Raw genomic sequence first — 13,627 nt, 5'->3', positions numbered from 1 at the left:
CCTTTAGCCTAGCCACCAATCAATACAGTTGGATTACCAACTACTATTTTCCCGCCGTGAGCGGTCCCATCGCCCATACGTGCGGCGGGTTTACCATTGATTTTTACAGATCCTGAGCCTGAATTAATGGTATCCGGTGGACCTACGCAAATAAGTTTATCGCCTTTTCTGGCCGCTGGCAGGCCACCAATCAATACATTGCCTGAGCCCATGATTATAGGGCCACCGACATGAGGAACTGGGCCGGGATTAGTCTTGGGGCATACATGCATATGAGTCAAAGTGGAAGCGGGTTTTCCCATGATCACATCCTTTTAATCGCTGAAAGGCTACATTATCGCCGATTAATGGTGCGTCGACAAGTATATTGAATGCCCAGTTTGATTATTCTGAAAAGTCAGGTTTCAACAAGGCCTGTAGTGGCTCAAGCTCCGTGGTATTAAAGTCCCAGCGCTGATGGTTTTTAAATTCGAAGTCTGCTTTGAAAAAGCCGCTTTTTTGTTGAATTTGTACCAATAATTGCTGAATTTGCAAGGGGCCTTGGCGAGTGATTTCCTGCTGCATATCCTGCACCATATCTGAGAGAACCAAATGCTCATTGGAGTTGACGTAAAATGGCGTGGCTGAACCATCGTCTTGGTAGTAGAAGCCAGCGTTTGCAAACCCCTTATCTTCTCGAGTAAGAACCAAAGCTAAGGTTGACCAGGTAATGTCTTTTAGTGCTGACGCTTTTAGCACCTCATCAACGATTCGTTGTAAATATTTAATATCAATGCCCATAGCTTATGTCCCTATATAATGGTTTTGGTTGCTAAGGTAGCATATTAAGTGAAATAGAGGGCGGATCAATACCTAGCGTCAGTATTTTTACAAAGAGTAAAATAAACGGCATTAAGTGATTACGTGGCCAATTCCACCACCCATCTTACAGCGCGATCTAGGTGTGAGGCTTCATTAAAACGACAATAACTTAAGTTTCGTTTATATTAATTAGCCGCTCTAACTTCTTTCGGTGAGGGCGGAGGAAAAGAAACGCCTTTTTCTATCAGCAGTTCTTTCACTTTCATCGCATAATCGTAATTACTGGTTCCGGGCCGAAGTAATTTCTTTCGCAAGTCTCTCTCTATACTATTGGCAACCGTGCCGCCTGTGGCTGAAGGCGCAGAAAAGTCGCCACCTTTGGTAATAAATAGTAAAGTGTATTTATACTTTAGCATGAGCGCCGAATAGTTGGCGGCGTTATTGTTCATCGCGTCTGTGGCATTAAGATCAACCCCATGAGCTAATAACAAATTTACCTGCTCATCTTTGTCATTAGCAACCGCATTGAATAAAGCCGGCTCTAAGCTTGCATCTACTGCATTGGGAGAGGCATTATATTCAAGCAGAACCTGCATCATTTCGGTTTTGTCGCTACCGGCTAAAGCCGACAATAGTTGCTCTTCAGTCGGTCCATTTCGGTCTAGGGTTACATAAGCTGGAAAGTCAGGATCAGCACCAAGGTCTAGCGCAAGCCTTAATGATTTTTTATTCGTTTCCATAGCGAGCCAAAATAGTGGCGTAATACCATGCTCACCGTGTACATCCAGTACAACGCCAGTATCAATGATAGCTTGCGCGGCTTGCTTGTCACCCGCTTTAATGGCGTTGAGCAATATTACATGGGAGGGCTCAAAAAATTGTTCAGCTTTCATACCTTGCGCTAGTGTGGGCATGGCCATAAATATAAGCAGCACTGCATACAGCCATGTGCGCGCCACGTTAAAGTTGGAGAACGTCAATGTCAGTCTTACGCGAAGTCTGAGCCAATGAATGTGACAAGGTTAATAGGCTTATTAATTTATCACTCCTTTTCGGTAGCAAATAAAGTAGAGCGGGCAGTGATGCGGTTGCGGCCTTTTAACTACACAAAGCCTTAATTAGCCGCTCTAACTTCTTTCGGTGAGGGCGGAGGAAAAGAAACGCCTTTTTCTATCAGCAGTTCTTTGATTTCCATTACATACTCATAATTGTCAGTGCCAGGGCGAACCAATTTTTTACGCAAGTCTTTTTCTATGCTGTTGGCAACCGTGCCACCAGTGGTTGAGGGCGCAGAGAAGTTGGCTCCTTTAGAAATAAATAGTAAAGCGTATTTATACTTTAGCATAAGCGCCGCATAGTTGGCGGCGTTGGTGTTCATCGCATCTGTGGCATTAAGATCAACATCATGCTTTAGCAGTAATTCTATTTGGTCGTCTTTATCGTTGGCAATAGCATTGAAAAGAGCTGGCTTTTTATGGGCATCAACGCCGTTGGGAGAGGCATTATGCTCTAATAAAACCTGCATCATATCTGTTTTCTCGCTGCCCGCTAAAGCTGCAAGGAGCTGCTCTTTCTTTGGTTCGTTACGGTCTTTTTTAACTAGGGCCGGGTAGTCGGGATTCGCGCCGAGTTCTAGCGCAAGCTGTAACGATTCTTTGTCCGTCTCCATAGCGAGCCAAAATAGTGGCGTAATACCATGTTCACCGCGTACATCCAGTGCAACGCCAGTATCAATGATAGCTTGCGCGGCTTGCTTGTCACCCGCTTTAATGGCGTTGAGCAACTTTACATGGGAGGGTTCAAAAAATTGTTCAGCTTTCATATTTTTTCCTTGAGTAGGCAATGCCATGCAGGCTATCAGTATCAGTGCCAAAGGCACAGCAATAAAAAGAAGCTTCATGTTCACCTAGCCTAAGTAATTGTCTTTAATGGTATTAAGGGTGTTTATATCTTCTTGCTTTTGCGACTCAATTCCCTCAACAACTTGGTCCATACCGTGGCGGTCTATGGGTGTGCCACCTTGAAGGCTTGGCAGACTGCGCATATCACCAGACGCTTTAGGGATTAGGTCTAAACCGGCAATTGCCGCAGCTGTAGCAAGGCCCGCGACAGGGCCCCCCAGATATCCCGCAGCGCCAGTGAGTATGCCTTTTACTGGCAAGCTCTGCGCCATGGTGAGAACATCACCATCAACCGCTTGAGAAACAATCAGTTTTGATACTTCTTCTAAAGGCAACCCTTGTTCACGTGCCGACGTTTTCGGGTGTAAGCCTGAGGAGTTAAAGGTATAGCCTTTATTTCCCGATACAGCTACACCGGATGTTGCCAGCCCGCCACCGAGAGAGTGACCGACCATAATGACATCATCTTGATATAATTGCTCAGCTCTTCGTGCAAGTTCCATCGCTTGGTTGTACTGGGTCGTTTCCATACCACTGCCTTGCATAAAGTTGGTTTTCCAATCTGCTGCACCGGTTACACCGTTATTCGTTCCTCGGAACGTTAACATTTTTTCACCAGTAATATCAGATTCAAATAACGCGGCTCCGAAGCCCGAATCATTATCAGTAAATACCGCGTCCGCTAATTCTGGTGTATTTTCTGCGTTGAGGTGTTTTAAACCCACAGGCGGTTCTGGCAGCGTGTCTATATGCCCTCGGTTGTATTCATCAACGCGATAAACATACTGAGCGGCCTCAGCACGAACGACATTGTCATTATTAAAGTCAAGACGCTGCGCTGCAGGCTCTGCTCCAGGTAGCGAGCGGGTATCGGCAATTAGAGTCTTTCTTTGCTGATAACGTTGTTGCCTAGCTGCGACAGCATCAAACTGCTCAGGGACCTCTGCCACTTGGGGTAATGGGGTGTTTGTCGAAGGCCCGTCTATTACACCGGCCGAGCTTGAGGCTGGAACCGCAGCTTTTGAGCTAGAAGGCGTGCTTTTACCTTGAGGACTGGCCAAATCTGCACCACTACTACGTTTTGGTTGCTCAGCGCTGGATTGCTGTGAACGAGTCTTGTCAGATTTTTGCAGCTGACGTTTTACAACGCTTGGATGCTGGGCAATATCTTCTAGTGGATAAACAACTAGTCGCCCGTCTGTCATTGCCTGCGCCACATCGCACAACTGTACATGTAAGGGCTTTGAGCCGCCATTTAGTAGGGTTAAGTTTAAATAATCGTAAAGCGCACTAATGATAAGGTGATTATTTCGCCACGGGTCCAAGTCATGAAGGAACTGTTCTGCAAATACTACCCCCGCACTGAACTCGGCCATTGCTGGCCCCAGCATAGGATCATCAGGGATATGCTCTGGACGACATATTAAGTGAGGCTCGCCAAAACAGCAGTACACCACGATACCTTGTGAAAACAAGGCTTCTTGGTTGTGGCTGCTAAGGTAAGCGTTCATATTAATTCAACTTAATCACGCCAGCTTTAAGGGCAATTTGGCTGCCATTGATCTTGATATTGGTGCCTTTAATATCAATGCTGCCATCACTTTTCATGGTGATAGACGCGCCGCCGGTTTTAATATTAATCTCTTTACCAGCTTCAATATTAAGTGCGTCACCTACTTTCAGGGTGTCGTTTTTACCTATATCTGTACTGCGATCTTTGCCGACTTTAATCGTGTCGTTGTTGGTTATATCACTTAAACGGTCATTGAGTATGGTGTCTTTCTGATCGTTTTTAACATGTAAGTGATGGTCTTTCTCTGCTTGTAAGTAGAGAAGTTCACTGCCTTTTTTATCTTCAAAGCGTATTTCATTAAAGTTATCGGCGCCACCTTCTTTGGTGGACCTTGATTTAATACCACTTTGGGTTTTATCTGCAGGTAATGCATAAGGAGGCATCAAGTCGGCATTATAGAGCGCACCACTGATAATGGGTTGATCAGGATCGCCATTAATAAATTCAACTAAGACTTCTTGTCCAACACGAGGGAAGAAGAACGCACCCCACTTTTTACCCGCCCAATTTTGAGCTACACGGATCCAGCATGAGCTCTTGGAGTCTTTTTTACCCTCGCGGTCCCAATCAAATTGCACCTTTACGCGGCCATACTTATCGATATGGATTTCATCACCTGGATCACCGGTTACGAGTGCAGTTTGTATACCTTGAACTAAGGGCTTTTGGTAACTGCGGGTAGGGCGATAAACAGTATCTTTAGGTACACAGCTAAAACTGTTCGAGTAGACTAAGCCTTCACTTTGGCCAGCACCCGATTGGTTAGGAACATTGGCAGAGGTACGTAATTTTGTAACAACAAACTTTTTACCCTCTAGGCGGGGGTCTTCATGCTTTTTAAACGCAAAGATACCACCGAGCACAAACGAGCGACAATCACTTTTACCGCTACTCAGGTTCATGTCTTTTTGTAATGCTTGCAGTTGAATTGAAGCGAGATCCGAGGCGCGCTTGTTGCACTCTGCCTCTCCGGTGTACTCAAATACTTCGCCGCTACTTTGTGTCGGCAGTTCAGGCTTTTTCTGTTCACCGTCTGGGTATTTGCTCGGCTTTTCAAAGTCATAACCTAAACGTTTATAACTACCCGGAGCCAGAGAGAGGCCACCTTGCCAAGCGCTGATATGAGATTCACTAAGATGGCCCGAGGAGTGGGCTACGGGTGAGTCTGCTACATCAGCATAGACGGTTTCATCATCGGCAAAAACTAAAGTGTGATTGCCTTGTGAATGTTCAAAATAGAAGTAAATACCTTCTTGCTGGAATAAGCGTTGGATAAATTCCAAGTCATTCTCTTGATATTGAACACAGTACTCGTACTTTGGATAACTCTTTTTAGTTTTATCGCTAAAAGCAACGCCATGTTGACCAAATAAATCAGCGGCAATTTCCGTAACTTTCTTTTGCTGATAGATTCGATAATTTTGGCGATGTTGCATTGTCGCAGCAACAGGCACAATAGTAACCTGATAATCGATGTAATTTTTTTGTTCATCTTTATCAGCTGTGCGTGTGCCCAAGGACACCATTTGGCTTACGATACCATGAAAGTGGCGAGCCGCACCGCCGCCTTTGGCATTGCGTAACTCAATAACAGCCGCTTTACCTACTACGGCATCATGGCTTACTTGCGAGCCAATGGTAAACATATTGGCAGAGATAACAAACAGCTCGGACATACTCTCCGCAGCATTAAAGCTAGTGAGATAAAACGCATCCTTGCCAGCCGCTGTGGTGATTTTAATTACATTTTTGTCTTGTGTCGCTTTTTGCATTCCATGCCTCAATTGTTATCCAAAATACAGTAAGCTCCGGCGCGTGAGCGCCGAAGCTGAGTTGGGCAACAAATAAATTACATTTGTTGACCTTTAACACCGCTGTAGCCGTATACAAGCGGCGCAGTGATGCTGTTTTTGTCGTCTGTTGGAGTTACAGTCATCATCATTTCTGTGTAGCTGATGGTGATTGTCTCGATAGGACGATCGTTTTGTACAGACACGCTGTAGCTAGAGATCATGGCATCAGTTAGGTCGATTTTCATGATTTCTTCTACTTTGTCGCCTTGCTTAGTGATGTGGAAAGTCGCAGGTTGACCTTTACCAATCGTAGCTTCTTTGAAAAGGTCCGGAGACGCTTTATCTTGAAGTTTAGTGATAGTCACATCGCCTAGGCGAGTCGCGCTTGCTTCACGGTCCATAGCGGTACCAGTGTGAGCTGAAATTTCACGGCTGATGTTCCAGTCTAGAGATAGTACTGTGATCAAATCCTTGAAAGACTCAGCAGTTGTTTCGCCTTTGATTGAACCATACTTAAGGTAAGTATTTGCTTGCATTTCTTATGCTCCTTTTTGCATTTTACTAACATCCATAAATGGATAGGGTACTTCCCGGCGAACCGGAAATTTATAGCTTCGACTTCATTATCTTTTGAACTGCAAGTAAAGGGTGGGTACTGATAAATCCCTTTGTCAGCAAAAAATAATTCCTTCTCTAGTGCATCTTTATATGCGCTGAGTAAATTATATTTAATTGCGATATCTAACACAAGAATATAATTAATAAGAAATTATATTATTCTGATTTTTGCAATTCGATTTGAGGTGGGTTAAGCCACCTCAATCACTAACTCATCACCTTCGATAGTCAATGATACTGAATTAATGTCCTTTTTACTGGTCATGCTGTTGAGTAACTCTTCACTCAGTTTCGGCAATATTTCATTTTGTAGAATATTATGAATGTTCCTAGCACCTGAACCAGGCTCATGACAGCGTTGTACGATATAATCTGTAAGCTCTTTTTCGAAGCTAAACTCTGCGCCATAGTTTTTGGCGACGCGTTTTTCGACTTTCGCGAGCTGGATTTTGGCAATGTCGATGAGCATTTCATCAGTCAGAGGTACATAAGGAACAATGTTAATTCTTCCTAAGAAAGCTGGCTTAAACGCTTCTAGTAAATCATCACGTAGCGCCTTTTGCAGTCCTTTGATAGATGGGGCTGTTTCCGGGTCATCGAACAAGTTCATGGTGGTGTCAGTGCCGACGTTTGATGTCATGATGATAATGGTATTTTTAAAATCGATGTCACGGCCTTCACCGTCTTTGATCATCCCCTTATCAAACACTTGATAGAAAATATCCTGCACTCCAGGGTGTGCTTTTTCCATCTCATCAAGTAGTACCACACTGTATGGCTGGCGACGCACCGCCTCGGTCAAAATACCGCCTTCGCCATAGCCAACGTAGCCCGGTGGTGAGCCTAATAGCAATGACACTTTATGCTCTTCTTTGAACTCAGACATATTAATAACGGTGACGTTTTCTTCTGAGCCATATACTTCACTTGCTAGTGTAAGCGCCGTCTCAGTTTTACCTACACCACTTGGGCCGGTAAGCATGAAAATACCATTGGGGCGGTTCTCATCAGCAAGTTGCGCGCGTGATGTTTGAACGGTTTTAGCAATAAGGTCAAGCGCATGATCTTGGCCGACCACACGTTCTTTCATGCTGTCGGCTAAGTTAAGTACTGCATTGATCTCATCTTCATGCATTTTACCGACAGGAATACCTGTCCAATCAGCAATAACTTGGGCAATGAGAGCTTCATCGACCTGCCAGTGAACCATATTTTGCTCATATTCACTCAGGTTGGCCTTAATATCATTGAGCTCAGCAACGAGCGTCTCTTTATCCGCTTGTTCTTGCTGTAGTTCACTGAGAATTTCTCCTACACGGGCTATAGCTTGTTGCTCTTGCTGCCATTGCTCTTTGAGCGGGGCTAACTGCGCTTCGATATCCGTCTTTTGTTGTTCTAATTCGGAAATTTTAGCGCTATGGTCTAAGCCCGCATTCGCTTCGCGCGTCAACATGGCCATTTGATCATCAAGGCGCTGCACTTTGCGGTTTAAGTTTTCCACCGGGCCAGGCGTAGCAGCTTGGCTCATAGCAACGCGAGCACAGGCTGTGTCTAGCAAACCAACGGCTTTATCGGGGAGTTGGCGGCCACTTACATAGCGGTGCGATAGATTCACTGCACTTTCCAGTGCCTGTTCTGATATGAAGACGCTATGGTGTTTTTCCATGACAGGTACAAGTCCGCGCAACATGGCGATGGCTTTGCTTGGCTCAGGCTCATCGACTTTGACGACTTGGAAGCGTCGAGTTAGAGCGGCGTCTTTTTCAAAGAATTTCTTATACTCGGCCCATGTCGTTGCCGCAATCGTGCGCAACTCGCCGCGCGCTAACGCGGGCTTCAGCAAGTTGGCGGCATCATTTTGACCTGCCTGACCGCCACTGCCGATCATAGTGTGGGCTTCATCAATAAATAAAATGATGGGCTGCGCCGAGTTTTTCACTTCACTAATTAGTGACTTTAAGCGGTTTTCGAACTCACCTTTCATTCCTGCGCCAGCTTGAAGGAGCGCGAGATCCAGCGTATGAATACGCACATTCTTAATTGCTTCTGGCACATCTTGTTCGGCGATGCGAAGCGCAAGCCCTTCCACAACAGCAGTTTTACCCACACCTGCCTCACCAGTCAGAATAGGGTTATTTTGACGGCGACGTGTCAGGATATCGATCATTTGTCGAATTTCGTCATCACGCCCTAGAATAGGGTCAATCTTGCCAGACTTTGCTTGCGCAGTAAGATCAATGGTGAATTGATCTAAGCTTGGCGTCTTACCCGAAGCTTGCGTTGCTGGTTTGTCAGAATTTGATGTAGATGCAGCGAGCTGATTACTCTCGTTTGATTGACCGGCCAATTCGGGCCACGCATGCAGTAATTGAGAAGGGTCAATTTTTTCCAGTTGCGGTGCATGACGCATTGTTAAAGAGCCAAGCGTGTCGTCTTTTACCAGCGTGTAAAGTAAATAAGCGCTGCGTATTTGCGTATCGTTAAACTCGATACTGGTGTTAAGCCAGGTTTGACGCAATAAAGAGATCACATGTGGTGATAAGCTGGGTGCAGACTCATTACCGGTTTTAAAGCTTTCCAAAGCTTGGTTTAGCTCGGCCATTAATCTGTCAGCATTAATACTGAAACTCGCCAATGTGATACGCACATCATCGAGTTTTTTATCCAGCATGGCATGCAACCAGTGCTCAAGCTCCACGGTAAAGTGGCTGCGACTATGGCACAGCGCAGCCGCTGCTTCTAAGGAGCCTCGACATTCTGGCGAGAGCTTCTCTACGAGTTTATTGAGGGTCATAGATGACATAGGTGTTTTCCTTTTCCTTATTGTCCGCGTAATTGAATACAAACATCACGCGATAGTACCCGTTCCCGAGCGAGGGTTACGCCCCCATGGCCCAAGGCTGAAGACTGTTGTCCCAACCTCATAACAGGTAGGTTTTTTAATTGCGTTTTTACATTAATGTTAGCTTTGACGGCATAGCCTAAATAGCTATGGAGCATATCTTTGAGTAACCCATTTAACGGGCCTTGTGGTAACAGTGCGCGTGCTTTGGCTTTATCTTTACAATGGAAGGTAATATCAATGGCGCTATTTACATCCCATACGGATTTACCGGCCGCAGCCTCAGAGCCAAGGCGAGCAAATTGCCCTTCGGGGTTTTCTCTTGTCCCTAGGCGTGTCTGCTCTGATGACGCTAGTGGTCGCCAGGTACCGACAAATTGTTTTACGTCGACATCAAGTTCTAAATAGTGAGTGAGCAAACGCTCTAGCTGTACCGCGCTGCGCACTCGGCGGCTAAATAAACCCGCCATATGCAAACGGTAAGGTGCATTGCCGCCACTGAGGTGACCTAATACGCGAGTAAATGGGTCAAAATGCTCACTATGCGTAGAGTAATTGATTGCTTGGCGATATTTCTCCCAGGCGCGGTAATACAAAGACACCAAGCGATGATTAAACATGTCGTAAAAGTCCACCATTGTGGTGTCTTTTTGCTTAATACGAGAAAGCACCAGTTCACTGTAGTGCTGAGGCAGCGCTCCGCTTGGGCCTGTGAGCCCCATAAAAGTCACATCCACTTGATGATACTGTCCGCCATGTTCGCAAGCGACTGGTTTGACTTTAGCAACAGGGGAGCCGGGAAAGCCTAAGTGCTGTACAGACTTGAACCGCACTAACTCTTGGTTAGGTAAGGCATCAGCTCCTACTTTCTGACCACGACTTCCAGCACGGTTTTGCAACATAAACACCGCTTGATAGAAGTCAAATTGGCCGGGGGTTTTATATAAGCTATCGATACTCATAACAGCGGCACCTTACCCGAACGAGGAGGCCAGCTATGATAAATACTGTCTTGATCCTTAAAACGTATACGCAACTGAGTAAAACTATTAATGGCGGCAAATTGCGCGAAGAAATGATCTAACACCGAAGCAAAAAAGAACATGCCGCTGCCGGAGAAGTCATCCTTTGCAAAGGTCAACGTAATAGCGCTGCCACTGGCAAAACACGTACGCCCACCTTGCACAAGCCGCGCAGAGGTCATCTCAATATTAACACCATGGATATTGTCAATAAGCGCTTTCGATTCAGGTGCATTCTTAAAATCATACAGGCGTAACGTTTCTTTTAACTTGCGAAGCGCATCAGGGCCAGAGAAATAGTCCAAAGACAAGTGGGACACTAACTGCCACCGTGTAGCATCGCTAAGCTCAGGGCGAACTGCATGCGTGGGAGCAACTAAACAACGGACTTTCTTTATAATATCCGCACGCTCTGGTACGAGCATCTGCGGTTCATCACCGCCGAAAGGCAAATTGGCCGGTAAGTTGCGGTTACTGCACAGTGCTTTTATCGTAACTAACCAACTTTCATGTTCGCTGTCTGGCTCAAAATGTTCAAACTCTCTATCAACCAAGCTGAAAAAGGTGTCGGTGCCTTGCTCGGTGAAGCCGCCAGCCCAATATGCAGACTCTCGGCGAATATGCCAAAAAAGTCGATCTTGATCGCGATAAGCCGGGTGAGTTTGCCCATAAAAAGGCGTTACCTGATAGCTGTTATCTTTGTGGTCGTAGGCGTTGACTTCACCAACTTGAATCACTTCTGAGATATCCGCGTCCATATAGCGCGGTACCAGTTTGTACTCGTACTGGCTGAGTGATACGCGAACAGGCTCTAGTTCCTGCTCAAACAGGTTAACAATGGGCGTGCAGCCGAGTTGAAAATGTTGCTTACCGAGTTGTTTCTCAAGCTCTTGAGAGCTTTCATCGAAGTAGATGTACAGATTACAGTTTGCTTTATCTTCAGGTAGAAACTGGTTGATATCCTCTAAGTCGAAGAATAGAAACTTCTCAGGGAAAATAAAGTTCTCTGCCAACAGGCGATAGCCAGTGGCTGATTTGTCGCTGTAGGGAATGGTGGCATGTTGATCGCTAAAACCGACCTCTTGCAGGTGACGCGTTGAGAAGAATTTAGCTTCATGACCCTCAGCCTCAATGGCAAAGCCAATAGCACTTTTAAAGAGTAATTCATAAATGCTCAAACTATGGTGCCACTGACCATTAATATAAAACCGTAGCTTGTTTAATTCGGTTTCTTTAAGGCCGACCTCTTTGTATTCACCCTGTAGTTCAATTTTTACTACAGACTTGGCAGTGGTAGACCAAATTGGGCGCGGAGCACTAAAAGGGGCGTTGTTAAACTGCGCGTTATTAACTTCGACCGGCCATAAATAACTGTCATAGCAGGTGCGAAAGTGACAGGTTTTCATACCCTCAACATCAGACTCAACATCACTGTCGCGCGGTAGCACCACCCCGGTTGTTGAAAGGTTCTCAGTGGTCATCTTAATGACAGACATTGACGGGATAGGCGCTTGATAATCAGGGTAAAGTTGACCCATCAAGGCGTCAGTTAATTCTGGGAAGCTGTCGTCTAGTTTTTGCCTGATCTGTGCAGTCATAAATGCAAAAGACTCAACCAAGCGCGATACATGCGGGTCTTCAATCTGTTCTTCAGAAAGCTTTAAACGCCCGGCAATCTTTGGATATTTGTCGGCAAAGTCGGCCCCCATATGACGAATATAGGCCAGTTCACGATTATAATACTTTAGTAATTCGTCATTCATAAGCTGGTCTCTTGGACTGTCATTCCCAAATTAATCGGTTCCACTTCTGAGTCAAAACTAATGAGCTCTGGTTCTGGCTCTGCCCAAAGCAGCGCATTGATGCGCAAACGCATAATTCTATCCAGCGGCAAGTCATCTTCTAGGCAGCTCACTTCGACCTCAATAAAGCGAGGTTCGAAGCGTAAAATCGTGTCGCGCACTTTTTGGCACAGTAGCTCCCGGCCTTCGGTGCTGCTAACAGGCATGTTTGAAAAATCAGGCAAGCCGTAGGTCAACACTGAGGTGGCAAGTTCTTCATACTGTCTTGGCCACGTATGCCAATGGATCCGCGCGTTCAGCAACGCTTCTAAGTCTCGGCGCACACTGGCGCGCAGAGTCTTTAGATTAATTGCCATTCCACGGCTAGTGCTCAGCTGATTATCAGGCTCATCATCGATGAGTCTGTCTAAAATAGAAGCTTGTAGCTGATGGTCACTGCGAACGCGCATCGTTTATTCCTTTAGGCCGCTTGCTCAGATTGTTGAGCCACCGTGGTGATTTGATTAATAGCCACGGCTTCACCATCAACAAACCACATTTTCAGACCGCGACCTATGTACAGCTCGTCACCTAACTGTTGCCATTCTGTCGCTTGTCCCAAACGCTCGATTTCATTGTTATCACCACCGTAGATAGCAGGAATATGAGCTTCTCCGCTTGGACCATCTTTAATATCAATTTCGACGCGCAACCAAAGATGCTCAACCAGTGACTCGGGTTGTTTAAACTCGATGCTAAGAATTTCTTCACTGCGAGCGAGGTAAAACTCGCCATTGGTGCCGAGCAGTTCGATGTAGTTATTCAGGCTATCATCAAGATCTCTAAAATCAGTACAAGGAGCGTCATTGATCGCTAGGGTCGGGTTGGCACGCTGCTCTTCGAGCTGTTTAGCTAGGCGCTGTGCAGTATCACTATCGCCTTCGTTTAACGCGATACGTAGCTCCAAGAAAATAGCATCTAGGTCATCGTTATCATGAAATAGTTTTGGTGCAGCTTTACCTTGATAGAAGTCTTGACGCGCTTGCTCAGCACGTACTAATTGACGTAAGTTCATAGCGCCAACAGCAAAATCAGGGTTTTTCTGAACCATGTAGTCAAGCTGTTTATCAGCGCGCTCAAGCTCATTGTTAAGGCAAAGCAACTCTATGAATTGGCTGCGTATATCAAAGTTCACGGGATCATCTTTCAACTGTTGCTCACAGTAGCTGATCGCTTCAAGTAGCTTGCCTTGTTGAATGTAATCGAATATTTCCTTCATAGTAATCCTGTCTATTT

General features: G+C 45.6%; 12 protein-coding genes. All 12 read right to left on the bottom strand.

The genetic code is table 11. From position 1 onward, the window contains the following. Positions 1 to 8: 8 nt before the first annotated feature. Complete coding sequence (locus tag MHM89_RS05610) at positions 9 to 302, bottom strand: PAAR domain-containing protein (protein WP_026111034.1); 294 nt, start codon at positions 300 to 302, stop codon at positions 9 to 11. 82 nt (positions 303 to 384) lie between these two features. Beyond that, on the bottom strand, positions 385 to 780 hold the full coding sequence (locus MHM89_RS05605; protein WP_138509734.1) for a hypothetical protein: 396 nt from the start codon (positions 778 to 780) through the stop codon (positions 385 to 387). 206 nt (positions 781 to 986) lie between these two features. Beyond that, complete coding sequence (locus MHM89_RS05600) at positions 987 to 1,694, bottom strand: hypothetical protein (RefSeq protein WP_239408312.1); 708 nt, start codon at positions 1,692 to 1,694, stop codon at positions 987 to 989. A gap of 221 nt (positions 1,695 to 1,915) precedes the next feature. Next, entirely contained in the window at positions 1,916 to 2,623 is a 708-nt protein-coding gene (locus MHM89_RS05595; protein ID WP_239408311.1) for an ankyrin repeat domain-containing protein, read from the bottom strand. An 84-nt stretch (positions 2,624 to 2,707) separates the two neighbouring features. Then, positions 2,708 to 4,213, bottom strand: coding sequence for an Mbeg1-like protein (locus tag MHM89_RS05590; protein WP_152441616.1), 1,506 nt, complete (start codon positions 4,211 to 4,213; stop codon positions 2,708 to 2,710). Position 4,214: 1 nt separating this feature from the next. After that, positions 4,215 to 6,047 (bottom strand): type VI secretion system tip protein TssI/VgrG, encoded by a 1,833-nt coding sequence (gene tssI, locus MHM89_RS05585; protein WP_053910770.1) that lies wholly within the window; start codon positions 6,045 to 6,047, stop codon positions 4,215 to 4,217. A gap of 77 nt (positions 6,048 to 6,124) precedes the next feature. Next, on the bottom strand, positions 6,125 to 6,604 hold the full coding sequence (locus tag MHM89_RS05580; RefSeq protein ID WP_045980632.1) for a type VI secretion system tube protein Hcp: 480 nt from the start codon (positions 6,602 to 6,604) through the stop codon (positions 6,125 to 6,127). A gap of 272 nt (positions 6,605 to 6,876) precedes the next feature. Beyond that, positions 6,877 to 9,489, bottom strand: a complete 2,613-nt coding sequence (gene tssH, locus MHM89_RS05575; protein WP_239408310.1) for a type VI secretion system ATPase TssH — start codon at positions 9,487 to 9,489, stop codon at positions 6,877 to 6,879. Between the two features lie 17 nt (positions 9,490 to 9,506). Continuing rightward, complete coding sequence (gene tssG, locus MHM89_RS05570; RefSeq protein ID WP_239408309.1) at positions 9,507 to 10,490, bottom strand: type VI secretion system baseplate subunit TssG; 984 nt, start codon at positions 10,488 to 10,490, stop codon at positions 9,507 to 9,509. Beyond that, complete coding sequence (gene tssF, locus MHM89_RS05565; protein WP_138509742.1) at positions 10,487 to 12,313, bottom strand: type VI secretion system baseplate subunit TssF; 1,827 nt, start codon at positions 12,311 to 12,313, stop codon at positions 10,487 to 10,489. Before tssF ends, tssG begins: the two co-directional genes overlap by 4 nt. Then, the gene (tssE, locus tag MHM89_RS05560; protein ID WP_045980635.1) at positions 12,310 to 12,801 is read right to left on the bottom strand and encodes a type VI secretion system baseplate subunit TssE; all 492 of its coding nucleotides are present in this window, start codon (positions 12,799 to 12,801) and stop codon (positions 12,310 to 12,312) included. The genes tssF and tssE overlap by 4 nt, the downstream gene beginning before the upstream one ends. A gap of 11 nt (positions 12,802 to 12,812) precedes the next feature. Continuing rightward, positions 12,813 to 13,610, bottom strand: a complete 798-nt coding sequence (locus MHM89_RS05555) for a type VI secretion system accessory protein TagJ (protein WP_022944425.1) — start codon at positions 13,608 to 13,610, stop codon at positions 12,813 to 12,815. Positions 13,611 to 13,627 lie beyond the last annotated feature (17 nt).

The organism is Pseudoalteromonas sp. CNC9-20 (genome assembly GCF_022347875.1).
Classification (GTDB): Bacteria; Pseudomonadota; Gammaproteobacteria; order Enterobacterales; family Alteromonadaceae; genus Pseudoalteromonas; species Pseudoalteromonas ruthenica.
Note: the sequence above shows the minus strand (reverse complement) of the source record. Positions and strands in the feature narration are given on the sequence as shown.

What these genes read in the sequence shown, in the direction of transcription:
- MHM89_RS05610 (WP_026111034.1), bottom strand. Translation starts at nt 302, where the DNA reads ATGGGAAAACCCGCTTCCACTTTGACTCATATGCATGTATGCCCCAAG.
- MHM89_RS05605 (WP_138509734.1), bottom strand. Translation starts at nt 780, where the DNA reads ATGGGCATTGATATTAAATATTTACAACGAATCGTTGATGAGGTGCTA.
- MHM89_RS05600 (WP_239408312.1), bottom strand. Translation starts at nt 1,694, where the DNA reads ATGAAAGCTGAACAATTTTTTGAGCCCTCCCATGTAATATTGCTCAAC.
- MHM89_RS05595 (WP_239408311.1), bottom strand. Translation starts at nt 2,623, where the DNA reads ATGAAAGCTGAACAATTTTTTGAACCCTCCCATGTAAAGTTGCTCAAC.
- MHM89_RS05590 (WP_152441616.1), bottom strand. Translation starts at nt 4,213, where the DNA reads ATGAACGCTTACCTTAGCAGCCACAACCAAGAAGCCTTGTTTTCACAA.
- tssI (WP_053910770.1), bottom strand. Translation starts at nt 6,047, where the DNA reads ATGCAAAAAGCGACACAAGACAAAAATGTAATTAAAATCACCACAGCG.
- MHM89_RS05580 (WP_045980632.1), bottom strand. Translation starts at nt 6,604, where the DNA reads ATGCAAGCAAATACTTACCTTAAGTATGGTTCAATCAAAGGCGAAACA.
- tssH (WP_239408310.1), bottom strand. Translation starts at nt 9,489, where the DNA reads ATGTCATCTATGACCCTCAATAAACTCGTAGAGAAGCTCTCGCCAGAA.
- tssG (WP_239408309.1), bottom strand. Translation starts at nt 10,490, where the DNA reads ATGAGTATCGATAGCTTATATAAAACCCCCGGCCAATTTGACTTCTAT.
- tssF (WP_138509742.1), bottom strand. Translation starts at nt 12,313, where the DNA reads ATGAATGACGAATTACTAAAGTATTATAATCGTGAACTGGCCTATATT.
- tssE (WP_045980635.1), bottom strand. Translation starts at nt 12,801, where the DNA reads ATGCGCGTTCGCAGTGACCATCAGCTACAAGCTTCTATTTTAGACAGA.
- MHM89_RS05555 (WP_022944425.1), bottom strand. Translation starts at nt 13,610, where the DNA reads ATGAAGGAAATATTCGATTACATTCAACAAGGCAAGCTACTTGAAGCG.